The 26,859-nt window shown below is 49.4% G+C and carries 27 protein-coding genes; 10 read left to right on the top strand and 17 right to left on the bottom strand.

Annotated features, from left to right (window positions below; all coding sequences use genetic code 11):
- Positions 1-31 precede the first annotated feature (31 nt).
- From ACE5KN_RS26075 to ACE5KN_RS26035, 9 genes are all read right to left on the bottom strand, one after another.
- Positions 32-1,426: an ABC transporter substrate-binding protein gene (locus tag ACE5KN_RS26075; RefSeq protein ID WP_375527486.1), complete on the bottom strand. Its 1,395-nt coding sequence runs from the start codon at positions 1,424-1,426 to the stop codon at positions 32-34.
- A 221-nt stretch (positions 1,427-1,647) separates the two neighbouring features.
- Entirely contained in the window at positions 1,648-2,691 is a 1,044-nt protein-coding gene (locus ACE5KN_RS26070) for a response regulator transcription factor (protein WP_375527485.1), read from the bottom strand.
- Positions 2,672-4,456 (bottom strand): sensor histidine kinase, encoded by a 1,785-nt coding sequence (locus ACE5KN_RS26065; protein ID WP_375527484.1) that lies wholly within the window; start codon positions 4,454-4,456, stop codon positions 2,672-2,674. Before ACE5KN_RS26065 ends, ACE5KN_RS26070 begins: the two co-directional genes overlap by 20 nt.
- A 166-nt stretch (positions 4,457-4,622) precedes the next feature.
- Positions 4,623-5,270: a spore cortex-lytic enzyme gene (gene sleB / locus ACE5KN_RS26060; RefSeq protein WP_375527483.1), complete on the bottom strand. Its 648-nt coding sequence runs from the start codon at positions 5,268-5,270 to the stop codon at positions 4,623-4,625.
- 203 nt (positions 5,271-5,473) lie between these two features.
- The gene (locus ACE5KN_RS26055) at positions 5,474-6,835 is read right to left on the bottom strand and encodes an MFS transporter (protein WP_375527482.1); all 1,362 of its coding nucleotides are present in this window, start codon (positions 6,833-6,835) and stop codon (positions 5,474-5,476) included.
- A 26-nt stretch (positions 6,836-6,861) separates the two neighbouring features.
- Positions 6,862-8,142, bottom strand: coding sequence for an enolase C-terminal domain-like protein (locus ACE5KN_RS26050; protein ID WP_375527481.1), 1,281 nt, complete (start codon positions 8,140-8,142; stop codon positions 6,862-6,864).
- A gap of 106 nt (positions 8,143-8,248) precedes the next feature.
- Entirely contained in the window at positions 8,249-8,953 is a 705-nt protein-coding gene (locus ACE5KN_RS26045) for a FadR/GntR family transcriptional regulator (protein ID WP_375527480.1), read from the bottom strand.
- Between the two features lie 113 nt (positions 8,954-9,066).
- The gene (locus ACE5KN_RS26040; protein ID WP_375527479.1) at positions 9,067-9,819 is read right to left on the bottom strand and encodes an SDR family oxidoreductase; all 753 of its coding nucleotides are present in this window, start codon (positions 9,817-9,819) and stop codon (positions 9,067-9,069) included.
- Positions 9,820-9,839: 20 nt separating this feature from the next.
- Positions 9,840-10,850, bottom strand: a complete 1,011-nt coding sequence (locus ACE5KN_RS26035) for a zinc-dependent alcohol dehydrogenase (protein ID WP_375527478.1) — start codon at positions 10,848-10,850, stop codon at positions 9,840-9,842.
- Positions 10,851-11,098: 248 nt separating this feature from the next.
- On the opposite strand from ACE5KN_RS26035, the gene trhO reads away from it, so the two are divergent.
- Entirely contained in the window at positions 11,099-12,001 is a 903-nt protein-coding gene (gene trhO, locus ACE5KN_RS26030) for an oxygen-dependent tRNA uridine(34) hydroxylase TrhO (protein WP_375527477.1), read from the top strand.
- A 76-nt stretch (positions 12,002-12,077) separates the two neighbouring features.
- Here trhO and murB read toward each other — a convergent pair whose 3' ends face one another.
- Positions 12,078-12,995: a UDP-N-acetylmuramate dehydrogenase gene (gene murB, locus ACE5KN_RS26025; RefSeq protein ID WP_375527476.1), complete on the bottom strand. Its 918-nt coding sequence runs from the start codon at positions 12,993-12,995 to the stop codon at positions 12,078-12,080.
- 149 nt (positions 12,996-13,144) lie between these two features.
- On the opposite strand from murB, the gene ACE5KN_RS26020 reads away from it, so the two are divergent.
- From ACE5KN_RS26020 to ACE5KN_RS25990, 7 genes are all read left to right on the top strand, one after another.
- Complete coding sequence (locus tag ACE5KN_RS26020) at positions 13,145-13,870, top strand: class I SAM-dependent methyltransferase (RefSeq protein ID WP_375533186.1); 726 nt, start codon at positions 13,145-13,147, stop codon at positions 13,868-13,870.
- 85 nt (positions 13,871-13,955) lie between these two features.
- Positions 13,956-14,324: a hypothetical protein gene (locus ACE5KN_RS26015; protein ID WP_375527474.1), complete on the top strand. Its 369-nt coding sequence runs from the start codon at positions 13,956-13,958 to the stop codon at positions 14,322-14,324.
- 130 nt (positions 14,325-14,454) lie between these two features.
- Positions 14,455-14,904: a hypothetical protein gene (locus ACE5KN_RS26010; protein ID WP_375527473.1), complete on the top strand. Its 450-nt coding sequence runs from the start codon at positions 14,455-14,457 to the stop codon at positions 14,902-14,904.
- Positions 14,905-14,992: 88 nt separating this feature from the next.
- A complete protein-coding gene (locus ACE5KN_RS26005; RefSeq protein WP_375527472.1) occupies positions 14,993-15,439 on the top strand; it encodes an Hsp20/alpha crystallin family protein in 447 nt (148 codons plus the stop codon).
- Between the two features lie 18 nt (positions 15,440-15,457).
- Positions 15,458-15,682 (top strand): hypothetical protein, encoded by a 225-nt coding sequence (locus tag ACE5KN_RS26000; protein ID WP_375527471.1) that lies wholly within the window; start codon positions 15,458-15,460, stop codon positions 15,680-15,682.
- 50 nt (positions 15,683-15,732) lie between these two features.
- Positions 15,733-16,119 (top strand): spore germination protein GerPC, encoded by a 387-nt coding sequence (gene gerPC / locus ACE5KN_RS25995; protein WP_375533185.1) that lies wholly within the window; start codon positions 15,733-15,735, stop codon positions 16,117-16,119.
- 24 nt (positions 16,120-16,143) lie between these two features.
- Entirely contained in the window at positions 16,144-16,482 is a 339-nt protein-coding gene (locus ACE5KN_RS25990) for a hypothetical protein (RefSeq protein WP_375527469.1), read from the top strand.
- Here ACE5KN_RS25990 and ACE5KN_RS25985 read toward each other — a convergent pair.
- Positions 16,479-16,700, bottom strand: coding sequence for a hypothetical protein (locus ACE5KN_RS25985; protein ID WP_375527468.1), 222 nt, complete (start codon positions 16,698-16,700; stop codon positions 16,479-16,481). The two genes, ACE5KN_RS25990 and ACE5KN_RS25985, sit on opposite strands and share 4 nt — an antisense overlap.
- 171 nt (positions 16,701-16,871) lie before the next feature.
- Between ACE5KN_RS25985 and ACE5KN_RS25980 the strand changes: the two genes are divergently transcribed.
- Both ACE5KN_RS25980 and ACE5KN_RS25975 read left to right on the top strand, forming a co-directional pair.
- Positions 16,872-17,426, top strand: a complete 555-nt coding sequence (locus ACE5KN_RS25980; RefSeq protein ID WP_375527467.1) for a hypothetical protein — start codon at positions 16,872-16,874, stop codon at positions 17,424-17,426.
- A 99-nt stretch (positions 17,427-17,525) separates the two neighbouring features.
- Positions 17,526-17,777, top strand: coding sequence for a hypothetical protein (locus tag ACE5KN_RS25975; RefSeq protein WP_375527466.1), 252 nt, complete (start codon positions 17,526-17,528; stop codon positions 17,775-17,777).
- A 206-nt stretch (positions 17,778-17,983) separates the two neighbouring features.
- Here the strand turns inward: ACE5KN_RS25975 and ACE5KN_RS25970 are convergent, their stop codons facing one another.
- The 6 genes from ACE5KN_RS25970 to ACE5KN_RS25945 form a co-directional block, all read right to left on the bottom strand.
- Positions 17,984-20,635, bottom strand: coding sequence for a glycosylhydrolase-like jelly roll fold domain-containing protein (locus ACE5KN_RS25970; protein ID WP_375527465.1), 2,652 nt, complete (start codon positions 20,633-20,635; stop codon positions 17,984-17,986).
- A 174-nt stretch (positions 20,636-20,809) separates the two neighbouring features.
- Positions 20,810-21,724, bottom strand: a complete 915-nt coding sequence (locus ACE5KN_RS25965; protein WP_375527464.1) for a nucleoside hydrolase — start codon at positions 21,722-21,724, stop codon at positions 20,810-20,812.
- Between the two features lie 15 nt (positions 21,725-21,739).
- Complete coding sequence (locus ACE5KN_RS25960; RefSeq protein ID WP_375527463.1) at positions 21,740-23,302, bottom strand: type 2 periplasmic-binding domain-containing protein; 1,563 nt, start codon at positions 23,300-23,302, stop codon at positions 21,740-21,742.
- 13 nt (positions 23,303-23,315) lie between these two features.
- Entirely contained in the window at positions 23,316-24,185 is an 870-nt protein-coding gene (locus tag ACE5KN_RS25955; RefSeq protein ID WP_375527462.1) for a carbohydrate ABC transporter permease, read from the bottom strand.
- 1 nt (position 24,186) lies between these two features.
- Positions 24,187-25,068 carry an ABC transporter permease gene (locus tag ACE5KN_RS25950; protein ID WP_375527522.1) on the bottom strand — a complete coding sequence of 294 codons (882 nt, stop codon included), beginning with the start codon at positions 25,066-25,068 and terminating at the stop codon, positions 24,187-24,189.
- 185 nt (positions 25,069-25,253) lie between these two features.
- On the bottom strand, positions 25,254-26,837 hold the full coding sequence (locus tag ACE5KN_RS25945) for a helix-turn-helix domain-containing protein (RefSeq protein WP_375527461.1): 1,584 nt from the start codon (positions 26,835-26,837) through the stop codon (positions 25,254-25,256).
- Positions 26,838-26,859: the final 22 nt, after the last annotated feature.

The following is a 26,859-nucleotide window of genomic DNA, read 5'->3' as shown; positions in this document are numbered from 1 at the left end:
CTCCCCAAGCGACCGAGAGACTCCCCGCTGCTTACTCACCCGTAATCTCTTGCACCTCTGCCTGCGCTTTGGCGGCTGCATCCTGTACGCTCAATACTCCGGACATGGCTGAGCTTACATAAAATCCGACCCTGTCTAAAATTTGCCCCAGCTTCGGAGTGGGCGGTATCCATGAGATTCCCTTTTCCACCAGGACGTTGGCATCATCCAGCGCCTGCAGCTGCACAGGGTAGGAGATGTCTTTGGCCGCCAGCTCCGAATCCTGATAAGTGGAGGTCCGTACCGGAATCCCGCCATTTTCAACATATTTCCTGGCTTGCTCTTTGCTGTTCATATAAACGATAAAGGCCCATGCCGCCTCCTTTTTCTTGGAGAGCGACGAGATGGACATATTCCAGCCGGCCAGAGCGCTGGCTCTCCCCGCAGGTCCCTCAGGAGTAGGAACAAAGCCGACCTTGTCTGCTACCTGGGAGTTGGCGGGATCCAGAATACGGCTCGCCAATGCGGTTGCATCCAGCCACATGGCGGTTTTGCCGCTCGTAAAGGCCGACAAGGCTTCCTCATGGGTATAGGAGGTGACATCCTCCGGCGCATTCTTCAGCAGGTCGACATAGAACTGCATCGCCTGGATTGTTTTGGGGTCCGTCATGGTGGCAGCGCCAGTCTTCTGATCAATAAAACCGCCGCCGAAGTTGTACATAATGCTCATCAGGCCAGATGCTGCATGGATGCCTCTTTGGGCTCGCATGGACACACCGTAAAGCCCGTCTTCCTTCCCGTTAAAAAAGCGTGCGAGCTCCAGAAATTCATCCATAGTCTTTGGAGGCTGCTTGCCGTATTTCTCAAATAAATCCTTGCGATAAGCGATAAACCTCGTCTCCCCGGCGGTAGGGATGCCATAAACGTCGCCGTCATACTTGCTGATGCCATTGCGGTAAGCGGGGACAATATCTTCGTAATCAAACCATTCCGGAGTTTTTGATTTGTCCTGAATGTAGCTGTCCAGAGGTTCAACGACCTTCTTGGCTCCATACTCACTCATCCAGAAGCCGTCAACCATCAGTACATCATACGTTCCGGTACGGCCTGTAAAATCCAGAAGCTGCTTGTTCTTGAGATAGCTTTCCTCCATGACCTCCCATTTCACTTTAATTCCTGTCAGCGTTTCGAAATCGGCGGTCATTTTCTGGAAAGCGTCTGTGGAAGGATGACTGGCAAAGGCCAGGTTAAGCTCGGTTCCGCCATAATGATCCTTGACCCATTTCCCCCAATCTTGAATAGTGGCCGTTGCAGCAGCGTTTGCGGGCGCGACGGTCTTATTTTCCTCGTTTGCGGATGAGTTCGACGTTTTGCCGCCAACAGAGCAGCCAAGCACCGACACTGCCAATAGAGGAATAACCGCCATTTTTAGCCATGAACGTTTCATGTGAACCTTTCCCCCTGTCTTCTTTTTGGATGAGCTCTTCTCCCAACAACCGAGCCAAGAAATATAACATTAAATTTGAATTACATGCTTAATTATGATTTTTGAAAAGGCTTTCAGCAATGTTTGCTGACATAAAAAGTTGTCCTAAAAAAACTAATATGAGCTGGAACGCGAAAAAAATAAACCCTGATGTCAAGGTTTATAACACATAACTGCTCCTGTTAAATTTTCTCTCTGAGCTCATTCGGGGAAACTCCAAACCTTTTTTTGAATACCCTTGAAAAATAAGGGTAGTCGCTGAATCCGCATTGCTCCGCAACGGCCACAATCTTTTCGTCCGGATGGCTGATCAGTCTCTCCTTGGCCTTCTCCAGGCGAAAATCATTCAGATATTGGGTGATCGGCTGCATCATGACGTCACGGAACATTTTACTCATATAAGCACGGCTTACCCCCGTATGATTGGCGATAGCCTGCAAATTAAGCTCCTTGTCAGAGTAGCTTCGCTCAATCAGCAAAAGAGCTTCGTCTACGATCCGCTTATTTCTTGGAGTACGCTTCATGGATATATGATGGATCCACTGCTCCACATGCTCTTCCCAGTCCTTTTGAATCTGGTCAAATGAATGGCTGTTTCGCTTGTTTTCGGCGCCCTGCTCTTGCGTTAATTCCTTCAGAATCATATACAGCTCGGAACGGAACAGTAAATCAAAGTGGGCCATGACCCTTTTAAGCTCCAGCAGAGAATATCTTCTTTCTGTACAGTATGCGAACCACTCCGCAAGCACAGAGCTTGTCTCTTTCTTGTTTTCTCCCAAAACCGCTTTGGCCAGGGACTGCGTCGCTTCGGTCATCAGCCGGATCGTCAGATCATCCAGCTTCGCCGTCCATCTGCCGGGATCTTTCAGGAGGGTTTTGAATAATACCTCGTTTAAATTGTCCTGGGTAATGGGCTTGAGCAGGTAGTCCTGCACCTGGTGGCGGAGCGCGGTTTGCACATAATTGAAATCGGCATGTCCTGTCAGCACAATGATCCCGGTCTCGTTGTGGGTAGAGCGGATATTCTCAATAAGCGATAACCCGTCCATGACGTTCATCTGAATATCTGTGATCACCACATCCGGCTTGTAATGTGAAATGACGGCAAGAGCTTCCTCCCCATTCTCCGCTTCCAGTACCTGAAATGAAGCAACCGGGCTGCTTTCCAGCAGCTTTCTGATTCCTTTTCTGATAACCAGTTCATCATCAACTATGAGTATATACATCGCTGCCCCCCATTTTCGGCAATCTGATTTCAACGGCCACACCTCCGGATACGGATTCCTGTATCCTCAGACCGTAACCCTCTCCATACTTGTGCCGGATTCTGCTGTGGACATTAAGGAGTCCGATGCCGCCGCTCCAGCCATGCGCAGCTGTGCTGTCCCATCTGACACTCCCTTTCAACGCTTCATTCAGGCATTGCAGTAAATCCTCGTCCATTCCCTCTCCGTTATCCTCGATACAGATGACATAATCCGTATCGTCAAGATGCTTTCCGTAAAGCGCCAAATAATAATCACGTTTTCCGGTAAAAGCATACTTGAAGGCATTTTCTGCAATCGGCTGCAGTGTCAGCTTCAGAATCGGGTATTCCGCAAATTCTTTCAAGCCCTCAACATCAATCTCGACATCCGGGTAACGCTCATTTTGCAGTTCCAGATAGGTTTGAATATGCGCCAGCTCCACCGACAATTTGACCTCCGCCAAAGGCTGATCCACCGAATAACGAAAAAAATCGGCAAGCGCCTTGCTCATTTTGCTGACACTCGGCACATCATAGAGGATAGCCTGACAGTTGATCACTTCCAGTGTATTGTACAGGAAATGAGGATTAATCTGGCTCTGCATCGCCGCCATCACGGCATCCTTCTGCTTCATTTCCGCATTTAATTTATCAAGCTCGGCCTGATGGACTTTATGGATGGAAGCATTCAGATTCTGCAGCATCAGGTCAAAGCCGTTTCCCAGTACTCCTATTTCATCTGTAAATTTGCTGGCAAAGCGTACGCTTAAATCCCCCTTCTCCGCTTTTTTCATCAAATGCAGCAAGCTCTTGATGGGGCGGACAAGCGATAAGGACAGGATCATGGAAAAAAACAAGGTAATCAAAAGAATAAGTATGATAATGAAGGGCTGAAAATTTTGAGTTTGCTTCACAGCCTCCAGAATCGAGTCCCTCTTGATGTAGGCTTGTACGGTAAAACCGCTGTTTCTCAAATCAGCATCCATCGTTATAAATTGTGCCTGGGACTTCGAGGAGCCTGCAAGAGATGAATATACCACCTGGCCAGTGCTGTTGCGAAGACTTAAGTTTAAATCCGGGGTGATCAGCAGCCGAAAGGCGTCTCTGAACACATTCCCATTCAGACGCACCACGAGAACTCCGTCGCGGCCGTTCACATTATAGCGTGGAAGGGTCAAGTAAATTGTGCGGAATGAACGGTCCTGATAAAAAAGAAGCTCCTCGGTGGGCTGAGACCAGAAGTTGCTCGTTCCCGCCCTAAAGCTTCTATACCAGCTTTGGCTCTGATAATCCGTATCAGGGACAGGATCGAGCTCGGAATCAAAGAATAAATTCTCCTGGCCGCTGTCCTGGTCGCGAAGCAGAAAAAATACGGAATCGATCTCGCTTGAATACTGCATCCGGAAGGCCATCAGCGTCGACTTGGCCCATGCATCGGCTTGTTCGCCAGCTACGGTGGAAAGATCGGCGGGAAGCTGCATGAATTGGTTGCCGTTGCCGGAATATTCAAAAAAATAGTGAACATTGCTCACAATCCGGTAAAGCTGGTTATCCAGATTAAGCGCTGCCTGATCAATTGAACGCTTAACCCGGTTCATTTCATTGTTCGTCAACACTTCCTGGAAATTGTGCTGGTATACAATGGCCAAGGCAAAGACACCAATAAACGAAACGCTGGAGATCGATATAAAGATTTTGGTGAAAAATGTCCGGTCCATCACCAGCTTCAGAATAGATTGCTTCATTTCCCCTGCTCCCTTTCCGCTTTACGAAAATTATATCAATTATAATCAAGCGGATTGTTTGGGAAAAGATTTTTCTGATGAGGATCGTTCAGCTCCAAATTGGAAAATAACAAAGCAGGGTACCCTAACCATGACGGCCTGCAGGTACCCTGCTATGTTTTGCTGCTCAATCAGCAAAAATATGTCTGCCGATTTTCAAATTTTGCGGACGGGTCCAGATCCATGCGCTTGTGGCTGTGTCCGGATTGAAATAATACAGGGAGCCTCTGCTCGGGTCCCAGCCGCGCACCGCGTCCAATGCCGCCAAATAGGCGGTACGGTTCGGAACGAGCCAGTATTGCCCGTCAGCCACCGCCGTAAAGGCGCCGGGCTGGAATACAACTCCCTCTATCGTGTCCGGGAACTGCGGGGATTGAATACGGTTCATGACCACCGCACCGACGGCAACCTGTCCTTCATACGGTTCACCGCGTGCTTCACTGTATATAACTTTCGCCAAAATGTCCATTTCATTCATATTCAGGCTATTTCTTTTTAACTGCTTCCAGGTCTGATCGCCTGCAACTCCATCAGGGGTGATGCCATAATCCTGTTGAAATTTGCGGACAGCATTTTGCGTGCTGCTGCCGTAGCTGCCATCCAAATCCTGAGTATAGTAACCAAGTGTCTTCAAGCGGTACTGCAGATCCCAGACATCCCCGTTCGCACTGCCGGTTTTCAGCACCGGAGCAGCTCCGGCTGTTCCTGGGATCAATGAGAAGCCCAGCGCACATACGATGACCAAAAACAACAATGATTTTTTAAAGAAAAGCATAACTCCCTCCTTTCGTCGCATTATAAATTCCATACGATGTAAGAGCAACCGTTATTAACTGGAAATGATAATAGCTGTTGGCCCCAAATTTCACGCCAATCTCCTTTGGTGATTTGGCAAAAAAACAAGAACAGGGGCAAGTTCCCCTGTTCTCGACTTTTTGACTTATATGCGGTGACTGCCATTTTAATTTGCAATCGCTTTCAATAGAGATGAAGATTATTCTGTGTTGAATCAGACGGGGCCATCTCTTCTTCAGTCTTCAGCTTGATCGGCTCCAATTTATCCACAATCAACAGGAAGGCAATGCCGCCGATGACGGCGACCGCAGCCGTATAATACATGGCGCCATGGTAACCGCCGGTATTTTGTACCAATGAACCAATGACGATGGGGCTGATGATGCCCGAAAGGTTGCCGCACAGATTCAGCACACCGCCGACAGTGCCCACCATTTTTTTCGGAAGCACATCCCCCAGGCACACCCATCCCATATTGGAATACGCATTGGCGAAGAATGCAAAGGAAAGGATGGTAACGGCAATATACGGCTGGTCCTCGAAAAAGTTGGCAAAAGCCAGTATGCCTGTCAGAATCATGCCCGATACCATGGGCAGCTTCCTTGCGAATATGGTGGATTTTCCTTTTTTCAATAAATAGTCGCTGAGAAATCCTCCGAACAGAACCCCCGCCATCGCCATCATATAAGGCAGAATAGCAGCATAACCGGCTTTGCTGATGGGCAGATGCAGACCTTTCTCCAGGTAAACCATGAACCAGGTCAGAAAGAAATACAGTGTAGAGGAAGCGGCAAACTGGGCGATAAATATGCCCCAGACTCTGCGCTGTTTGATGACGTACAGTACCTCGCTCAGGGAAACCTTCTGTTTCTTGGCCGGAGTGTTAGCCTCGAAACCGCCGTTCTTGCGGATATAATCAAGCTCTTCCACGTTCGCGCGCTTGCTTTCCTGGGGATCTCTGTACAGGATAATCCACAATATGCCGAATACAATGCCGGCGAAGCCGGTTGCGTAAAACACAGCCTCCCAATTAAACTTTGCAATGATGATGGCCAAAGCCGGGGTGAATACGGCAAGCCCGATATACTGGGCAGAGGAATAGATACTGGTTGCTCTGGCCCGCTCATGATTGGGGAACCAGGAGGTTACAATTTTTGTGTTGCTCGGATAGGCTGGAGCTTCCGTCAATCCAATCAGCATCCGGCAAATGACCAGCATGGCAAACGAAGCGCCCGTGCTGGCAAACACATTATGCGAGCTGAACGCCATGATAAAAGTGAAGACACTCCATAAAATGATGGCCCAGCCGTACAGCATTCGAGGACCGATCCGGTCCAGCAGCCAGCCCACAGGAACCTGGGCGGCGGCATACGCCCAGGTGAAAGCGGAGAACAGGAAGCCAAGCTGTGTCGCGCTCAGTCCCAGCTCATTCTGGATCGTCGAGCCTGCCACCGACAGATTCGCCCGGTCCATGTAGTTAATCGCCACCGCTATAAAGAGAAGGAACAGAACAAAAAAGCGCTGTTTGGTCGGTTTATTTTTCATAGCCTGCATATCCCCCTGTTCTTAGATCATGGTTTTGCGGAAGTGCCGTCAGGCATGCGTGCCAGCGTCCATGTTGGAATCGTGCCCTGGCACGGGTACTTGGCAGCTTCCTCTTCAATAAGATCAACGCCGAGGCCCGGGCGGTCATTCACATAAGCATAACCGTCTCTGGCCTTGGGACTGCCCGGAAATACAGCCTCCAGCTGCTCGTTCAACGGCGTCCATTCCTGTACGCCGAAGTTGGGGGAACTGATGGACAGATGCAGGTTGGCTGCCACGCCTACCGGCGAGATATCCCCAGGCCCGTGCCATGCTGTCCGTACTCCATAAAACTCGCCAAACGTCGCCAGCTTCTTGGCCGGCGTAATCCCGCCAATGGCGCTGACATGAGCGCGGATAAAATCAATTTGCCTGTTGGCAATCAGCGGTTTCCATTCATTCACATTGGTGAAGAGCTCACCCATCGCGATCGGCGTGCTGGTCTGCTGCCGGATCATGCCCAGCCAATCGAGATTCTCCGGGGATACCGGGTCTTCCAGATAGAACAGGTGATACGGTTCAAGCTTCTTCGCCATACGAACGGCTTCGATCGGTGCGACCCTCTCATGAATGTCATGAATCAGCTCCACATTATAACCAAGGGTGGAACGCAGATGCCTGAACAAATGCTCGATGCTCTTGGCGTAAGCTTCCGGGTCATAATAGACCCCCGGCAGCGTATTCTCCGGCGAACGTTTTGTCACAATATTCGTCGCACGGGAAATAACACTGGCGATCAGGCGGGTATCCTCCGTGCCGCTGCCGCCGTACATGCCCATCTGAACACGCAGATACTGGTAGCCTTCCTCCATCGCTTTCCGTGCATTCTCTTCCACTTCAACTTCGGTGCTGCCGTCCACATGACGGTACAAAGCGACTCCTTCACGGCATTTGCCGCCGAGCAGCTCATATACAGGCAAATCCGCTATTTTCCCCTTGAGATCCCACAGCGCCATATCCACGCCCGATAAAGCATTGTTCATGATCGGCCCGTTCCTCCAGTAACCGCTTACACTTGCGCTCTGCCAAATGTCTTCGATCCGGGAGGGATCCTTGCTGATCAGGAAAGGCGCCAAATAATCTTCGACCGCCGATTTCACTGCAAAAATCCTTTGCGTGAAGGTAGCGCATCCGAGACCATACAGCCCTTCCCGATTGGTTTCGATTTTTACCACGACCAGGTCAATGCCGCCAGGGGCCGTCAGAATGACTCTGACATTCGTAATCTCCAGACCAAGTTTAACATTGGCAACCTCTGTACTGCTCATACGTACACCGTCCTTGCTGTATTATTGATATCATGTTAGTTGTCCTACATGTAATAAGGAAAGAATGCCCTACAGTCCGTTGTCCGTTGCAGGAACTGCAGGCACGTCATTTTGCTGCCTTGATATGCTCTCTCATTTTAACAACGTTCTCTTCCATGGCTCCCTGTAAAATGTCCTGAGCCGCTGCGCTGTCTCTTCTTTGCAGCGCTCGCAGCAGGTTGATGTGCACTTCTATGCTTTCAAGCGGGATGCCGAAAACCCGGTTCAGTTCCTCAAGATAGAAATAAAAGAGCTCTTTGATGCCTTTGGTCACTTTATAAAAGACTTCATTTTTCGACGCCTTGGCAATGGCGAGATGAAATTCAAAATCGGCCTCCGTGTATTTTTTGTAATTGCCTCTATTATTGATCATCTCATCCAGTATGCGCTCAAGCTGCTCGTAGTCCTCGTCCGCGGCATTCTGCGCGGCCAATTCAATGCTCCTGAACTCCAGGGTCTTGCGGAACTCCATCATATCGAGGAATTCCTTCTCGCTCATGCGCATGATCGGCCCTGAATCCAGCAGCATGAATTCGCCCGGAATTTCCGACACGAACGTACCTCTGCCCTGATAGGTGGTGACGATTCCCATATCCCTGAGCTTCTGGATCGCGCTTCTCACACTGACCCTGCTGACCTGAAACATTTCACACAAGCTGCTTTCAGAAGGGATTTTGCTGCCTGCCTTCCACTCGCCGCTGCGGATAAGCTCATTCATTTGCTCAAACACACGGTTAACAATATTATCTTTCCGAACGGATCTGATGCTCATCACGTATCCTCTCCAAACATGTCATACAAATGAGGTCATTATACAACATTCAGGAAGATTTCGTAAACGAGACATCATCCTGCCACAGGAAATTCGCCTATCGGGGCGATAGCTCACCTTCCTAACCAGCCACCGTCAACCGCAAGCAAATGTCCATGGATGTACTGGGAGGCATCGGAGGCAAGAAATACGGCGGGTCCCTTAAAGTCGTCCGGATTCCCCCAGCGGCCTGCCGGAATCCGCTCCATGATCTGCCTGCTCCGTACCGGATCGTTAATAAGCGCCTCATTCATGTCTGTCGCAATATACCCCGGCACAATGGCATTTACGTTGACTCCTTGTGAGGACCATTCGTTCGCCAATGCCTTGGTCAATTGTGCGACCGCTCCCTTGGCCGAGGCATATGCGGGAACCAATATGCCACCCTGGTAGGATACGAGGGAAGCGATATTAATGATTTTGCCGCACTTCTGCGCGACCATACACCTTCCGGCCTGCTGACAGAGAAGCCAGACAGCCTTCAGATTCACCTGAAGGACATCATCCCAGTCCTGCTCGGAAAACTCAACAGCAGGCGACCTGCGCTGTATGCCTGCGTTATTCACCAGAATATCTATATGCCCGAGCTGCTCCACCACCGCCGGGATCGCTTCCTTCACTTGTCCGGCATCACTTACGTCACAGGGGATAATTATGCAGCGGACACCGTGCTTCTTGATCTCCTTCTGAACTGTATCGTTCTCCGGGGAACGCTGGAGCAGTGCGATATCGGCGCCCGCTTCCGCCATGCCAAGCGCGATCGAACGGCCGATCCCCCGGGTTGCCCCAGTGATTGCAGCCACTTTGCCTTTTAAGCTTAATAACATGCCCGTAATCCTCCTATCCATTAGGGGTGAAATAAAACCTTCAATGATAACTCGGTGTTCTCCATAACCTCGAAGCCCTGTTTGATCTGCTCCAGCGATAATTTATGGGAAATGAGGGGTGTCACATCAACAGTCTTTTCCTCCATGAGCTGAATGGCTGTTGCGAAATCCCTTGAGCTTGCGCATCTGGTGGTGGTCATGGAGATTTCCCGGAAATGCATGGCGGCCAGGTCGATGGCCGGCGGCTCTTTAAAAACGCTTACAACAACGATCTTGCCCTGCGTTTTAATGCATGAAATCATTTGCTTCGCCGTGCTTGCCGTGCCGGCCACTTCGAATACTACATCAGCACCAACACCGTTCGTATAATCCATGACCGCTTCGGTGATATCGGCTTCCCTTGCATTGATGGCCGTCAAACCCAATTGGCGGGCTGTGTTCAGACGGTAAGGACTGATATCGGAAATGAATACCTTGCCTGCACCCGCCTGCTTGGCGACCATTCCGATCAGCAAGCCGATGGGGCCGGCGCCCAGTATCGCCACACTGTCGCCGAGCTTCAAATCGGAACGGCGCACCGTATGAACAGCCACGGCAAGAGGCTCCACAAGTGCTCCTTCCTCATCAGAGACGCTATCAGGGAGACGGTGCAAATGGTCGGCAGGCACGGACACATACTCCGCAAATCCTCCGTCCCGGTCAATACCGATGCATCTGAGCGTAGCGCATACATGCGATTGTCCGGCACGGCAGGCGGCGCATTTACCGCATGTCAGATAAGGCTCAATGGCAACCCGGTCCCCGGGCTTAAAATCCTGTACGTTCACCACGGCTTCGACGACTCCGCTGAATTCATGGCCCATGACCAGCGGAGCCTGCGCTCGTGGATGCTTGCCGGCATAAATCATCATATCGGTGCCGCAAATCCCGCCATAAGCCACTTTAATAAGTGCTTGCCCGTCTTGGGGCACGGGTTTCTCGACCGTCCCCGGTTGAACCGTCTTCGCGGCGACAAAAATTCCTGCTTTCATTGCATCCCCCTCCAACATCTTTTCGCCCCCACTTCAGGATGCGATCCAATTGTCATACAAGTTTTGTTTCGTCTCACCAAACCTGTCATACAACTACTGTAATATATAAAGCCGTTTTTGTAAACGTTTTATTTTTCGACTTTTTAAACAAAAATGTTGACTAAGTACGCAAAGTGGCTTAGCATAAATAAGTAATGCTTATTTAGCAAGCATTTAATATAGGAACAGACTAGCAAGGAGAGTACAGAATGGAACACAATAATTCCTACCGTATACTGCTTTATTATAAATATGTTACTATTCCTGAATATGAGAGCTTTGCCAAAGAACATCTGGAATACTGTAAAGAGCTAGGTGTAAAAGGGAGAATTCTCGTCGCGGAAGAAGGAATCAACGGGACGCTGTCAGGCACGATTGAGCAGACCGACGCTTATATGCGCTATATGAACGATCATCCGCTCTTTTCGGATATGGTGTTCAAGATTGATGAGGCAGATGGGCATGCTTTCAAAAAAATCTTCGTACGCCCAAAAAAAGAGCTGGTGACCCTGAGATACGACACCCCGCTTGATCCTAACGTCATCGGCGGAAAACGGCTGTCCCCCAAAGAGTTTTATGAGCAAATGCAAAATGAAGATGTGATTATTCTGGACGGCAGAAACGACTATGAGTATGATCTTGGTCATTTCCGCAATGCCATCCGGCCTGACGTGGAATCTTTCCGCGAGTTTCCCGAATGGATTCGCACCCATATGCAGGACGTCAAGGACAAGCCTATTCTCACCTACTGCACAGGCGGTATCCGGTGCGAGAAGCTGACCGGTGTGCTGATCAACGAAGGATTCAGCAATGTCGCGCAGCTGGACGGCGGCATTGCCACCTACGGTAAAGATTCTGAAGTGCAGGGCCGTTTATTTGACGGCAAAATGTATGTGTTTGACGAGCGCATTTCCGTCCGTGTCAACCAGACGGATGAAGATATTACGGTAGGTCAATGCCACCACTGCGGCAGCCCGACCGATCGTTATATCAATTGCGCGGATGACACTTGTCACGCCCAGCATCTTTGCTGTGATGAATGTCTTGAGACTTATGAAGGCTACTGTTCGCATGACTGTAAAGCCAACGACACCAAGTCACAGGCAGTGTAAATTAGGGCCTTATTCATACAAGAAAGCGGCAGCTGAATCTCCAGAAGACTCGGCTGCCGCTTATTTTTTTGCGTCCCTAATTTTCCTCACCAAGAACGATAACCTCTGTTTCAAGGCTGACGTCAAACTTTTCCTTCACCGTTTGTCTGACCAGCTCGATTAAAGCGAGATAATCCGTGGAGGTAGCATTATCGATATTCACGATAAAACCCGCATGCTTGCGGGACACCTCAGCTCCCCCAATGCGCACACCCTGCAGCTGGCTGTCCTGAATCAGCTTTCCGGCAAAATAGCCCGGCGGGCGCTTGAATACACTTCCGCAGGACGGATACTCCAATGGCTGTTTCGAGCTTCTGGCAAGGGTCAGCTCCTCCATTTTACTTTTGATTTCCCGGACATCCCCTCTGCTGAGCCTGAACCTTGCTTCCAGAATAATATAGTCTTCTTTCATAAAAATACTGCTCCGGTAGCCAAGCTGCAGCTGCTCTTTGTCCAGCTCCAGAATATCCCCCGTTTGGGTGAGAGCCGTGACGCTCTCGATAACATCCGCGATCTGTCCCCCATAAGCCCCTGCATTCATATATAATGCGCCGCCGATGCTGCCGGGAATGCCACAGGCAAACTCCAGCCCCGTCAATTCATGGTGCAAAGCCGTGTTGGACACTTCGATTAAGGCTGCTCCGCTTTGGGCCGTGATTACATCATCGTCTGCCAATTTGATTTCATTAAAATGAGCGAGGGACAAGGTTACGCCACGAATCCCCCCGTCCCGTACGATGACATTCGATCCATAACCAAGAATCGTTAACGGGATCTTGTTAGCTCTGATGATCTCGATAAGTGTACGGATTTCATCGACCGTGTAAGGTCTGACAAAAACGTCGGCCGCTCCCCCTAATTTGGTGTATGTGTGATTTTTTAATGGTTCGGAAAATTGGACCATGCCGAGAGCTTTGTTTTCAAACAATTTTCTGTAGGTATGCAAGATTATCATGTACTCCTCATTCATTGGTCTGTGGTAAAACGTTGGGTTTCAGTTCACACCATGCAAACTCAAAACATATATCGAAAGTATACCATAAACGTTTGTCATTTACGGTGATCAGTCTGACGGAATTATTAAAACATGTAAGGAGAAATGCTGTGAAATATCTTGATATGTTAGAAAAGTTGGGTGTTATCGGCGCACATCCCGGGGGTATGGGAAAAACAAGAAAACTGATTAAGGCTGCGAATATCCCGCCGGGCTGCAAAATATTGGAGGCAGGCTGCGGAGCCGGCGAGACTGCCTGTTACCTTGCCTCAGCCGGCTTCGAAGTGACTGCACTGGACAATCGGCCGCGTTTTTTGCAAATAGCCAAAGAGAGAGCAGACATGATGGATGTGACAGTCAACTGGGTCGAAGCAGATCTTGAAAACATGCCTTTCCCTCCAGACAGCTTTGATGCCGTGCTTGCGGAATCTGTAACCCTCTTCGCCAACATTCAGAACGCCTTTGACGAATATTTCCGTGTATTAAAACCGGGAGGTGTACTGGCGGATTGTGAAATTGTGTTAAAGCAGGATATCCCGCAGGCTATGGCACAGCAGATAACGGATTTTATGGATCTTGACGGGTTATATAAAGTTGGCGAATGGATTCAGTTTATGGAAAATTCCGGATTTGTGGTCAAGCAGCCTGTTGAAAGGACCGAGCTTTGGGACCCTGATCAGTTTGCGGAGGGGCAAAAAGTGGATACATCCCTGTTTTTGGACTCAGCCGTTTCCCAAGCAGCCGCAATGTACTTTGAACTCATGATCAGCAATTTCCACCATTTTCAGTACGGCATGTTCATCGGCAAGAAACTCGATGTAAAAAAGAAAATTTAAATAGCCGGGAGCACGGACAGATATCCAAGCGCTGTGCTTATCTGCATCATACATTGGCATTAATTAAAAAAGGAGGTACCTTACTATGCAGATGATTGCCCGGTATCCGGTTTCTAACGAATTGATCGAACCCCATCTTGGACGCCCTGTTGTAGCTATGTTGCACGACGGAGAAATGGTCTGCGGAGTCATTGACCGTGTACATGACGGACATCTTTTTTTGAAGCCCGTTCACGGTGTGCCTGAAGCCACGATCCAGAGTGTAAAAAAGTCCATGAAAAAGTCGGTTGGTCCAGTGGCTAAACGTCCCGAGAAATTGCAAACAAAATCCCATGGATTTGGGGGTTATCCTTACGGATATGGGTACGGCAACTTCGGCTGGGGAGCCGGCTGGTGGTGGATTTTCCCGTTATTCCTGCTTACTGCCCTCGCAACCGTCCCATTCTTCTGGTAATAGAGGTTGTTCAAAAAGTCATCTTTTGATCACGCACTAATATTGATTTGGCCTGTAATCTGCGCCCGATTTTGCAGCCAGCTTACAGGCTGTTTTACTTTTCAGACTCTTGAAAGGAAGCTGATAAACGATGGCCAAAAAGGCTGCTGTCACGAAAAAAACCGTTGTTACGAAAAAGCATGCAAGTCAATGGATCGGTCACCCTGTTTATGTAGTATTGCAAGACGGAAGCTATTATGCCGGCTTTGTTACTGACGTTAAAAATGGCGAATTGTTGCTGTCCGGAGCCAGAGGCGAGGGAAAGTTAAGCTCCTCTTCCCTTGAAGACAAGGCGCAGATATCCGGGCTATTAGGGGCCATGCTTGGAGGCGGCGGCGGGGGATTTAATCCGCTTAATATGCTTAATATGCTGGGCTCCGGCGCAGGGCAGCAAGCAGGCGGCGCGGCGGGCGGTGCTGCAGGAGGAGCACCGGGTGGCGGGGCTCAAGGAGGCGGAGACTTCCTGGGCAAAATGATCCCTAATATCCGGCTTGGACTCAACATGCTGCAAATGATTATGCCTATTTTCCGCTTCCTTTAATCCCGTCTTCCCTGGAAGCAACATACATTTAACGAACCACCCTCACATATAGATGTAAAAAGCTTTCCCAAAAAGAGTGGTGACAGATATGGATGAGCAAGCAAGACAAAATCCAGTAAAGGATTTGAGCGCCTTTCACAATCAGGCCAGCGAGGTGTTAGGGGAGGAGTTCTGGCAGGATATGGCCGGACTTATCCCCAATACCGGTCCACGGATCGATATTTATTACACCTCAACCGAAGTAGTTGTACTGGCGGAAATTCCGGACCTTCACTCGCAGGATCAAATCGGCATTTTGCTGGAAGGGCAAACGCTGGTGCTGGAAGGCGAAATTCCCCGCCTCTACCCTGTGACTGACAACAGGATTACACAGGAAGAGCGTTTTTTTGGCCGTTTTCGGCGCTCCCTCACCATGCCAAAACCTGTCTCAACGAAGGGCATTCAAGCCAAGTATCACCGTGGACTGCTTACAGTGGAGCTGCCGATTGACCTAAGCTTGCAGCAAGCCTCTATCCCGATTGACTTCGAATCCTAACGCAAGAGGAGGGAGAATATGGTACGAATCGTCTTTCAGGATCTGCAAATCCATAACATTTCCAACTCGTCGGGACTCTTTTCCGGGATCAACAGACAATGGAAGTATCGTCATACTGCCAAAGCAAATGAGGCATTTGGAAAAGTGACCGGAACTCATGGCATAATTTCCAATCTTAAAATATCCCTTGACGACAATGACCGGGTTGACTCCTACTCCCTGGGCAGGACAACCAAACCGTGAGCCCCTGGTTTGGCAACAAAAAACGCCGTGCTCCAGATCCGGCCCAAAACATGATCACAGAGCTCGACACCCGTTTTCGTGATCTGGATGACCGTTTCCGCAGGATCCAGGAAGAGCTTGAACGCCTTTCCGCCAGTTCGCCGCACATCACCATTGAAAATGTACATATCCATCAGCCGGTCTTGGAGAAAATGGAATACCGATTGGACGGACTGGATATCGAGAACCTGAGCGGCTCGCTGAATCTCGGCAACAATTTTGGTGCAAAAATGAACCCCGACTCCTTCGCGGCGAAGCCAAATTCAACGCAAAAACCAAAGCCGCAAACGCCTGCCTCTGGTAACAAAACCAATCATACCAACCATTCCCCTCAGCAGCCTGAGCATTCCGACCCGGGTCTGTATCATACGTCATCCGGCTTTAAAATTAAAAAATAACTACATTGCTTGGAGGTGCCGGCCATGTCGTCCTTTTTATCCCCGCAATTTGTCATCGGCTCCATTCGCATCGGTTCTGTCGAGAACGCCGCCTGCATCAATATGGGCAATAACTGGCCAACAGGCTTTGAGAGCCATCAAAAATTGACACAGGGCTTCGGTTCAGTCAGCGGGGACCGCAATGTGGTCTCCGGGATTCGCTCCCTGCTGAACGACTCCGATTTCCTCGACATGCTGAATATGTCAGATACCGAGATCCCTGAATGGCTGCAGAAATTAATGACGTCTACGAGCAATGCGACCATGAACGCGTCGGAGACCGAAATTGGCAACATACCGGAACAGGTTCAGAGCAGTGCTTAATTCACAATCCCGTAGAGCTTGTATATTGTAGGCAAACCGCATTTGGCACAGTATGCCGCCGTTTGGGGATTGACGTGTTTACAGCCCTTGTCCAGTTTACCCGGTTCATCACAGCAGGTATTTTTTACCGGAGTGCCGCAAAGGGTACAAAACTTATCCTTCTCTTCAGGAATCTGACCGCAGCGAATGCACGGCACCTGCTTTTCTTTCTCACTCATAACCATCACCATCCCCGGGCTTTTACCCATAGCATATGATGGCATTTTTCATTGGTGACTCATCGTTTCCCCTGCGTACATAGGAATCAGGCTGCCTTTCCAGCTTCCCTGAGGGAGATTCAAGATAACGAAAATTTTGCAATGGCAATGCGGCGGGAGGAGGTCCGAAGTTTGTCCCAACAAAAGGCCTGCGTCATTTTCAACAAACTGATTGTCAATAATATCGAGAACTCATCAGGCATTTTTATCGGCACCAACCAGGCGCTCGGCTGGAGCACCTACGGGAAGACCAATCATGGCTTCGGCAGTCTTAGCAGCTCTACGCTTACAAATTCCGTCAATGTGGTGTATGACTCGGACGCAATAGATGCCTCTGTAGAAGATGCAAGGGATATCACGCTTGTGGAGGCGGCCAACGCTCTGCAGCAAAGCGCAATCGATTTTCAGTCCATCAATGCCAATGCATTAAATTCAGGTGCGGCCATTGATTTGGGACATAACAAGCAGCTTGGCTGGAGAAACTCGAGAAAAGTTAACTACGGGACGGGCAAAAGCCTTGGCAGCAATTATTTAAAACAGATAGCCAACCTTGTTTTGGATAACGATGTGATAGACGCTCCCCAGCATACGGAGGAAAAAGTCACGGATGAGACAGAAGGGATTGAAAAGAACACCCACATTGTGCAGAAAAAGCCTGCTGCTCCTGACGATAAAACCAGTTCCTGACTGCATGAAGCCCTGCGCCACGGGAGACGCAAATGATTAATTGTCACTTTCAGGATTGGGCTGAATACCATGTCGGTATAGGCTATCGGGGGTGAGCATATGGCGGTTTTTATTACACTAGCGGCTGGCGCAATAAATGTGAATACGTTAAACAGGGGCGGTATCATTGCGGTAGGTGAAAACTCCCAGAGCGGATGGAGCCAGGTCGGTAAGTCGAACTTTGGCAACGGGCAGTTGTTCGGCGCAAATATCGAAGCAGGCTTTGTAACCACTCTATTTGATAACGATCTAATTGACAATCCGATTAGAACGATCGAACCTAACATAGCTCCACAGAATCAGACACTGTAATAACAGGGAGTGCCCTAAAAGGTCCATCGACCAGGGGCACTCCCTTCGTATGCTGCGAAACGCTCCGCGCATTGTAAGCCGCATTTAGGCAGCTTGTTTTGTATCAGGCGAACTCAAGCAGCAGTGCCTCGAAAGGCTGCACTGCAAACTTGCCCTGAAGAACCTTGTCGGTACCTCCAGAGCAATCATGCCGGATGCAGAGGATCCTATATGCTTATCACCCGGACGGGCCCGATGAGTCCGCTTGGTTCCTGCTGCGCAAAGGAGGACAGGAAGTCCCGCTGATCTTTCACCAGTGTATTCGTAACTTCAATGACAAGCTTGTTTTTGCCTTTCTTTAACGGACCGTTGATCTCCAGGCGGTAAGGCGGACAAATGCGGACCCCTATTTGCTCGTCGTTTAACCATACCTCTGCCGTTTCATAAACTTCGCCCAAATCCAGCAGAGCTTGATTTGCAGATTCATTCCATTCAAATTCCGTTTCATAACGAAAAGTGCCGGTGAATCGCGGCAAGCAATCAGGTCCGCTCATATTCTTTAAAGCCGCCAACCTGCCCCATTCCCGGAACTGAGGATATTGTTCAGCTTCAGCGATGGATACGTTCCATTTCCCTTCAAGCTCAAAATCCGAACCCATCGTATATCGTCGCTGCGTGGCGGCATATCCTTCAAGGGCGATTCCATGGAGCAGCACGATGGATTCATATGGATGCAGGACAAGCTGCACCGTTCTCGCACCGTCCCTCTCGGTTGCATCCAAACGGGTCAGGCGATTCAGGAAGGCATCATAGGCATACACATCGCCCTGGACAGGTAAAACCACCTTTGTGCGAATCGTTTGATGCGGGCTTTCGTTAAAGAACATAAAAACATCCAAATCGTTATGAAGATAGCGATAGTTTCGAAGATACGGTTCGTATGTTTCGACGCCAATATCGTAATGTCCATCTGCAGTCAGGTCTTGCGCAAGTTTGTCTAAAGCAGCCACCTTTACAATACGGTGACCGGCAAGACAAGACAGCTCGCCAGAAATATCAACACCCTCGCTGGATCGTATCGGCAGCCCGTCAACAAAACGAACGGGTAATCCCTGTTCGGCAAACTGGACCAAACGCCGCATCATGGCTGCCGGGAGGGACTCTGCAAAGGGCACGATCAGACACTCGTAATCCTCGTCATTTACATGCAGCTTGCCCTCTTTCACGCTGGCCGCTTCCAAAAGAACATCGACAGGCAGAACGTCACAGTCGATCTGATGCTGCATCAATTTTTTCACAGGTTTTTGAAAATACATTGCTTCTCCGGACCATTCGGCTTCAGCGTGATATAGAACAGCTGCTGTCGCCACGTGTCTTCCGCCCGAAATCAGGTGGCTGATCCGATTGATATAGCGATTTAAATGCTTATAGTAGCGGTACTGCGGATTTTTTCCGCCCGCATACATATGTGGCGGACAATCCGGGTCCGGAAAAGCTTTCTGGGTAAAGGCATGCGGGACAAAATAATTGACGCCGCGGACAAGCATATGATCTGTGAGCCATTTCATCAGCTTTAGGCCTTCCGTCCAGCCATATGCCCCATACACTTCACACATCGTCCGGCCTTGTTTTTTCGGATCGATGTGTCCGAGCGACACGCCAAGCTTGGCGAGACCATAGTGGTAGAATTCGCTATCCGTCTCTCCCGTTGGCTGGCGGAAAGACACTTCATCGAAGCCGGGAACGATCTGCCACAGCACCACATCAAGGCCCGACATGTCCTGACCCCAGAGTGAGCGAAAGAAGTGTCCGGCACCGGGACCAAGCCTTGCATGAACGTTATTGTCCTCCAGCACATGTCCGATGTATTCCACCCCGCGCGCTCTGCACCATGCTCCGATTTGGCTACAGAAATGGTCCGCATAAAGCTTGCTGACGATATTCATATAGGTGTACCGCACAATATTCGACTGTTCTCCCGCATCCTGCCAGAGAAGATATAGAAGCTTACGAAAGTCCATACCTAACGCTTGTTCAAGTAAAGCCGGCATCTCCCGGCTCCACGGAAGCGCCACTCCCTGTTTTCCGGGTCTGGAATTGAAATCAAAGGTTTTCTCATCATTATAAAAACCGGGTTCATCTGAAAAGAAACCGGCAAATGTCTTGCCGAAATCCGCTTTGTACCGTTCGTAAAAAGCTTCATATACCGTATCAAGCAAAATACGAACGGAATCCCGATCCAACGGGTTCAAATAATCCTTCTGCTCTTTACTGCCGCCATGCTTATTTTCCGAAATAATAAATACTCGCCAATACCCTTCAGGGATATCCCAATAAAGGATACCGTCATGTACAAGATCAGTGATGTCGACACAGTCACCGAGTAATGTTCCATCGGATGGATCGCGGCGAACCGCGACCACTGAAATCAGCTTGTTTTTGCCGCTTGCGTTTTGGCTATGCGAGACGGTCGGACGAAGCCCGTACAGCAGTAAGGTATCCAGCAACAGAGATGCTCCCTTGGCAGGACCAATGGTATCGATATAACGTTCACCCAAAAACAAACGGTGAAGCTCTTCCGGAGCCTTCTTCACCTTGCCTCCCGCATGTCCCGTTGGAAAATGATCGTCATCAAGAATCCATACCTTCATGCTGCGTGCACGGGCTTCCTCCATAATAATATCCATATCCGTCCACCATTTCGGTCCAAGAAAGTCCGGATGGGGCCGGGACTCCACACAAACAGCCCCGATTCCGGCCTCATGAACACGGGCCATCTCTTCCCGAATCGCCTGCTCTTCCTCACCATGCTGCCAGAGAAAAGGAAGAATATAATTTTGTTCTTGGCCCTCAAGCACTTCCATTAGACGATTTCTCATGACTGCCTCCTTTTTCAACCCAGTTAAACGATCGGGTCCCCTTCTATTTCGTAGAGGTGCAGAATAGAAATGAGATTCGATTCCCCACGAAATGATTGAGAAAAAAAGGCAGCCAGTATACCTGACCGCCTTTGTCTCACAGTGATACCGAAGAGGTACTTCTTAATATTGAATTTAATTTTGCTGTACAGGGTTAAATAATGCGAGCTTCGCGAACATATCCTCCAATGTAAAACGTGAGTCTACATCGTGGTATACACGAATTTTTCTCTCTGTCGGCTTATGCACATAATACATCTCTTTGGTAATATGCGGAGCACTTCTCATTTCCCAGCCATAATCATGTGCATCAAGCAGCAGACTGACTGCCGGAGAATCGCCGAGGGACCACTTCTCGCCTTTTGGAAAATGCATATTGTCCGCCAGTTTGTCGTTGACCTCGATCATTTGTTGAAACAAATACTGACCGATCGCACCGTAAGGACGAACCTTCAGAGCCAGTTCAGCCAAGCTGACCCGGATGGTCGTGTATACATTGCGCGGCACCTGCCAAAACTCGATAGGTGACTGCATGACAACATTTGCGGCATTGATATCGTTCTTCAGATTGAATTCCCACTCTCCCTCCGGATATTTGCCGCCGCCGATCCAAACGCATGTCAGCTTTTCGGCGATACGTGGCTCAGCCAAATAAGCGCTGGCCATATCGGTAAGGGGGCCGAGGAAGATGACGTATAGCGGTGAAGGATCGTCAGACATCGCTTCGCGGATAATCAACTCGGCCCCTTCCGACATAACGGGGGTTTGCTCATCCGGTATGGCGTGCGGAGCTCCCTTGAACACAGGAACCTTTCCGGCGTCCCCCATAAGCGACAATACATATTCGCATTCTTCATAACTCTCCAGCATAGACTCATTCGTTCTCTCTGTACCGAAATGAGCTGCAATGATGCCCTTGATCATAAAGCGCGGGGTCAGCAGTGCGTGAACGATTGCAAACTGGTCATCAGCCTCGTTTTTGGCGTCCGTGTTGATGATTAGTCTGATCTTCTTTTGATAAGGAACATCAAAAGGCAGGTAGTTGTGCATTGAAGAGCCCTCCCACTAGTTTTTCACCTTCGCATACCATTCTCTGGCACGCTTCGTAACTTCTTCACCACCCGATTGATTCCACTTATCGACGAATTCATCGAACTTGCTGATCGGGTATTGCCCGAGGATAATCTTGGTTGCGTATTCCACGTACAGCGTACGATTGTTAATGTCCGGGAAGCCTTCATAAATACTGGCCGGCAGACCGTCACCGGCTATTTCTTTGGCGTACTTCTGAGCTTCCTTCATATTCCGGGTGACCTGATCAATGGCCCACTTATTGTCTTCCGATGCGCTGCTATTGGTGAGATCAATCATCATATCCAGTGTCGCAACGCTCGTAACCGGATTCAGAATCAGATTCTCCTGAGTGCTCTTGTCATCAGGAAGCTTGACGGCTTTGCCGTCCTTGACCGTATGATGCATTCCTTCTACGCCAAGGAACAGATCCTTCCAATTTTTCTTATCATACATATTGTTCAGCAGCTTCAGGGTGGCCATCAGCTTTTTCTCGTCCTTATTGTTCTTGACAACCCATTGAGGTGGGGCAAATTTTTTCATCGTGTAGAAGCCTTTATAACCCGGCACTTCCGGGACGGGGAGCACTTCGAATTCAGCCTTCACGCCTGTGTTCTTGTAGATATTTTCCAAGGCCAAATTGCCGGACTCTACCCAATGGAAGTAGTTCCCTGCCTTATTCGCATAAATCTTTCCGTCCCACTTATCCTTTGTGTTTAACAGCGACTCCTTGTCTATTAAGCCTTCCTTGTACAGCTTGGCGATGAACTCCAAAGCCGCTTTCATATTCGGAGTCACCGCGGAATAAGTCAGCTCGCCATCGTAGATGTCCCATTCCGGATAACCTTCGAACATGGCAACCCCGTACATGGCAAACAAATGATCCATCCAGCGGGCCTGCTCCCGGCCGCCGGTTGGGAGCTCATCCTTCTGACCATTGCCGTTGGGATCCTGATCCCGGAATGCCTCCAGCACCTTTACGTATTCATCCTGGGTCTTCGGCATCGGCAGACCCACCTTGTCGAGCCAATCCTGGCGGATCATGCCGGCGTATCTTCCGTATTCCACCACACCGGGGATATAATAGATTCTTCCCTGACCGGTAGGGTCATTCGCCTTGACCACCTTCCACATATCTTCCGGGATGGCCTTCAATACATTGGGTGCATATTTTGGCAGCAGTTCTGTCAGGTCGGCAATCGCACCGTTTTTAGCCAAATTGTCTTCAATGCCCTGCTGGGGTATGAACATATCCGGCATTTCATTAGCGGCGATTTTCAGGTTTAACTGATTCAGGTAGTTGGTCCCCCCGTTCCATTCCACATACGGATTGATAACACCCACACCAAGCTTTTCCTTATAAAATTCATACAGCTTGCTGCCTTTGGTGACCGGCTGATATCCAATGTTCGTTCCCCACACTTCAATATCGACAACTCCGTCAGAGGACTCATTCTGGTCAGCAGCTGATGAACCTCCGGATCCGCTGCAACCGCTTACAGTGGTAATTGCAAGGATACCTGCCGCAACTAATAATCCAATCTTTTTGAAATTCATCTTTTCTCCCCCTTCACCCTTTTACAGAGCCGATCATGGCTCCTTTGACAAAATATTTTTGCAGGAACGGATACACCAAAATGATCGGAATGATGGCAAAAATAACGGTCGCTGCTCTTAAGGTCCGCTCGTTATAGTTAAGGTTAGCTGTTGATGCGGCACCAGCCATAATGACGTTGTCGTCGGTGATGAACTGGCGGATCTTGATCTGCAGCGGAAACCAGTTTGGATCCTGCAGGAAAAAAAGCGGATGTTGAAATTGGTTCCACAATACCACACCGTAGAATAAAGCAAGCGTTGCCAGTACGGCCTTGGACAGCGGAAGCACGAATTGGAACAGCATGCGGAAATATCCGCAGCCCTCAAGCAAGGCCGCTTCCTCCAATTCCTTGGAGAATTGCTTGAAGAAGGTTCTCATGATGATTAGATTGAATGGATTCAGAATATGCGGCACGACCAGAACCAGCGGATTATCATAAAGGCCGATACTGCGGACCGTCAGGAAGTAAGGCACGATAGGCGCCTTGAAGATCATGGCGATCACGACAGCCACCATAATGACGGAGCCCCAGCGGAACTCGGATTTCGACAGCGGGTATGCGAACAAGGCGGTCATCAAAAGTGCCAGTATAGTTCCGATTACTGTCGAGCCGAGCGTCAGGAAAAACGATTTCCATAAGTCGGGACGGTCGATGATGTGCTTCCATGAGTCTAACGTAAATTGCTTCGGCCATAACGTTACCAGGTTCATGTCCACGGCACTTTTGGAACTGAACGAGGTTGCGATTACGGACAGGAGCGGTACGAGCGCTATAATAGAAAACAGGATGAGAAAGACGGTGATTGCCGTAACGAATACTTTTTCCCCTCTCGATTCAAGCATCCTACCATAACCCCCCATCCGACACTTTCTTCGACAGCTTATTGAAGGTGTACACCATAATAAATCCAATCACGGATTGAAACAGCCCTACCGCGGTAGCAAAGCTGTACTGCCCCTGCTGAATGCCGGTCCGGAACACGTACGTATCCAGGATATCTCCTACGTTATAGGTCATCGGAGTGAGCAGATTGTACACTTGATCAAAGCCAAGATCCAGGAAATTGCCTATCTCGAGCAAGAACAGCACCAGAACAGTTGGCAGAAGAAGCGGAAATGTAATGTGGCGGATTTGCCTGAACTTGGAGGCGCCATCGATCATCGCCGATTCATAGAGCTGCGGATCAATCGCGCTAATGGCGGCCATATACACCACGGTCCCCCATCCGGCATCTCTCCATATCGAAGCAAGCACGTAAATGGGTCTAAAGTATGCACTTTCTTGCATGGCCAGCACAGCATCCTGACCAAACCACCCGATGATCATGTTGAACAAACCGCTTAACGAAAAGAAATCGAAGAGAATACCGCCAACGATAACCCAGGATAAAAAGTGCGGAATGTACAGAGCGGTCTGGATTCCTTTCTTCAACGCCGATTTTCGAATCTCATTGATCATCAGCGCCAGCAAAACGGGCACCGGGAAAATCAATACGAGCTTGAAAAATCCCAGCATCAGTGTATTGCCGAACACGCGGGCAAAATCCGGATGGTGAAGCAGTGTACTAAAATGCTTGAAACCTACCCAGGGACTATCGATGAACCCTTGAAAAACCGAATAGTCCTTAAATGCGATAACAGCACCGGCCAGCGGAATGAATTTAAATATGATGAGAAAAAAGATTCCCGGAATCGCCATCACATATAGTGGCCAATACACCTTCATATGATGAAGATTACTGCTTTTCAATTTTTATCCCCCCTGGTATGCGCTTGTTGTATCCGCTTACATAAACTATACTTTCGGGAAGCAAAACGCACAAAGGGACGTTTTTAAGTTTTCACAAGGCCATTTTTTAGCTGTACAAAAAAATCCTCCCGCCTGTAAATCGGCGAAAGGAGGGATCATGATTACTCTCTGAGCGGGTTTTTACGGTACTCGCTTGGCCTGCATCCCGTCAATTTCTCGAATAAGCGGGCAAAATGCTGTGCATCGGAGTAACCGACCCTCTGGCATATCTCATAGACCTTCAGATCCGTTCTGATCAGCAGCTCCTTCGCCTTATTGATCCGGGTCTGTGCCAAATAGTTCAGATAGGTTTCCCCCGTCTTTTGCTTGAACAGCTGGCTCAAATAATAAGGATTGATAAAGAAACGGGCGGATAAATCCGCCAGGCTGATCGGTTCGCTGTAATGCTCCCTCACATATTCCTTAATCTCCGCAATGATATCCTTCTTCCGGGGAAGCTGATGCTCCTGTTTGAAGGACAGAATGCCCTGAATAACCTGAATCATCCACTCTTCCAGCTGCTCCAATGTCCTGAAGCGGGAAATGCTTTCCAGGGAGAGGATGTGACGTCCGATGATATCATGCTGCTGGAATTGCTGAACAGACATTTTACGCATACTTGATAAGAGAATGCTCAGGCACTGCAGCTGGAGATCGGCGGGACTCATGCTCTCCTCCTTTTCAATAATGCCGAAAATTTCGCGAATCAGGTTCACGCATCCCTTTTCATCCATATTGTCCATACAAGCTTCCAGCTTTGAGATGATCTCTTCAGAAACGGGAAGGCGCCGCCCTTTCAAGTTTATGATCTCGGAATAAGGAATTACGGCATCCTCCCCTTTGATCACCTTGTAGCTTAAAGCATGGCGGGCTTCTTCAAAGGATAAGCTGATTCTTTCCGCCCTTTCCTGTACCGTGCCAATCCCGACAGCCATGGACAGCTTTGTCTCCTGGTAAATCATTTCTTTCAGGTCGTGAATGGAGCGAATCAGCTCTCCGTACTCGATGGCTTGATCATGAGTCACCATCACAGCCACCTGGGAGCCCGAGTAGCGGATCCGGTATACCCCCTGGAACTGCTCCAAAGTTTGGCCTATCCGGAGGAACAACCGTTCAAGTCCTGGCCCCTTCAAAGCTCCCAAGCTGCTTTCGAATTCGAGCATCGCGCATACGTAACGGGTATCTTCAAGAGGGATACGGACGACACGAAGCAGCTCATCCACCAGTACCTTGTTGTCGCTTCCCGCATCCAGAAGGTCCCGTAATGCACTCTCCACCATACGATTGTGCACCTGCTGCTTTAAGTTGTGTACCTCTTGCTGCCTGGCCCGTTCGGAGCGGATGACTTCCATCACCTTGTAAACACACTCCTGCAGCTCCTCTTCTTCCACCGGCTTGTTAATGTAGAACTGAACACCCAGCTGCATGCCCTTGCGGGCATACTCAAATTCGGCGTATCCGCTCAAGAGAATAAACTTGGCATGACAGGCCTCATCCTTCAGCATCCGGATCATCTCCAGACCATCTGCCTGAGGCATGCGGATATCCGTAATCACAATGTCCGGCTGCCGCTCCAGAATCAGTCTGAATCCATCCAGCCCATTATAAGCTGCGCCGATCATCTCACATTCGGGAACGTAACGGCCGATCAGCTTGTTCAGTCCGTCCACAATCCCTTTTTCGTCATCCACGATAACCATCTTCATCTCAGCTCACCCTTTCCCTTAC

It is taken from the genome of Paenibacillus terreus (assembly GCF_042138595.1).
Classification (GTDB): Bacteria; Bacillota; Bacilli; order Paenibacillales; family Paenibacillaceae; genus Paenibacillus; species Paenibacillus terreus.
This window is presented reverse-complemented; position numbering and strand designations above follow the sequence as displayed.

Coding starts and splice junctions, on each gene's coding strand:
- ACE5KN_RS25965 (WP_375527464.1), bottom strand. CDS start 21,724: ATGCACAACTACCTGCCTTTTGATGTTCCTTATCAAAAGAAGATCAGA.
- ACE5KN_RS25985 (WP_375527468.1), bottom strand. CDS start 16,700: ATGAGTGAGAAAGAAAAGCAGGTGCCGTGCATTCGCTGCGGTCAGATT.
- ACE5KN_RS25945 (WP_375527461.1), bottom strand. CDS start 26,837: ATGAAGATGGTTATCGTGGATGACGAAAAAGGGATTGTGGACGGACTG.
- ACE5KN_RS26070 (WP_375527485.1), bottom strand. CDS start 2,691: ATGTATATACTCATAGTTGATGATGAACTGGTTATCAGAAAAGGAATC.
- ACE5KN_RS26065 (WP_375527484.1), bottom strand. CDS start 4,456: ATGAAGCAATCTATTCTGAAGCTGGTGATGGACCGGACATTTTTCACC.
- murB (WP_375527476.1), bottom strand. CDS start 12,995: ATGATAATCTTGCATACCTACAGAAAATTGTTTGAAAACAAAGCTCTC.
- ACE5KN_RS25975 (WP_375527466.1), top strand. CDS start 17,526: ATGGCGGTTTTTATTACACTAGCGGCTGGCGCAATAAATGTGAATACG.
- ACE5KN_RS26010 (WP_375527473.1), top strand. CDS start 14,455: ATGGCCAAAAAGGCTGCTGTCACGAAAAAAACCGTTGTTACGAAAAAG.
- trhO (WP_375527477.1), top strand. CDS start 11,099: ATGGAACACAATAATTCCTACCGTATACTGCTTTATTATAAATATGTT.
- ACE5KN_RS25970 (WP_375527465.1), bottom strand. CDS start 20,635: ATGAGAAATCGTCTAATGGAAGTGCTTGAGGGCCAAGAACAAAATTAT.
- ACE5KN_RS26055 (WP_375527482.1), bottom strand. CDS start 6,835: ATGAAAAATAAACCGACCAAACAGCGCTTTTTTGTTCTGTTCCTTCTC.
- ACE5KN_RS26015 (WP_375527474.1), top strand. CDS start 13,956: ATGCAGATGATTGCCCGGTATCCGGTTTCTAACGAATTGATCGAACCC.
- ACE5KN_RS25990 (WP_375527469.1), top strand. CDS start 16,144: ATGTCGTCCTTTTTATCCCCGCAATTTGTCATCGGCTCCATTCGCATC.
- ACE5KN_RS26040 (WP_375527479.1), bottom strand. CDS start 9,819: ATGTTATTAAGCTTAAAAGGCAAAGTGGCTGCAATCACTGGGGCAACC.
- ACE5KN_RS25955 (WP_375527462.1), bottom strand. CDS start 24,185: ATGCTTGAATCGAGAGGGGAAAAAGTATTCGTTACGGCAATCACCGTC.
- ACE5KN_RS26000 (WP_375527471.1), top strand. CDS start 15,458: ATGGTACGAATCGTCTTTCAGGATCTGCAAATCCATAACATTTCCAAC.
- ACE5KN_RS26045 (WP_375527480.1), bottom strand. CDS start 8,953: ATGAGCATCAGATCCGTTCGGAAAGATAATATTGTTAACCGTGTGTTT.
- ACE5KN_RS26050 (WP_375527481.1), bottom strand. CDS start 8,142: ATGAGCAGTACAGAGGTTGCCAATGTTAAACTTGGTCTGGAGATTACG.
- ACE5KN_RS25960 (WP_375527463.1), bottom strand. CDS start 23,302: ATGAATTTCAAAAAGATTGGATTATTAGTTGCGGCAGGTATCCTTGCA.
- ACE5KN_RS26005 (WP_375527472.1), top strand. CDS start 14,993: ATGGATGAGCAAGCAAGACAAAATCCAGTAAAGGATTTGAGCGCCTTT.
- ACE5KN_RS25950 (WP_375527522.1), bottom strand. CDS start 25,068: ATGAAGGTGTATTGGCCACTATATGTGATGGCGATTCCGGGAATCTTT.
- gerPC (WP_375533185.1), top strand. CDS start 15,733: ATGATCACAGAGCTCGACACCCGTTTTCGTGATCTGGATGACCGTTTC.
- ACE5KN_RS26035 (WP_375527478.1), bottom strand. CDS start 10,850: ATGAAAGCAGGAATTTTTGTCGCCGCGAAGACGGTTCAACCGGGGACG.
- ACE5KN_RS26075 (WP_375527486.1), bottom strand. CDS start 1,426: ATGAAACGTTCATGGCTAAAAATGGCGGTTATTCCTCTATTGGCAGTG.
- sleB (WP_375527483.1), bottom strand. CDS start 5,270: ATGCTTTTCTTTAAAAAATCATTGTTGTTTTTGGTCATCGTATGTGCG.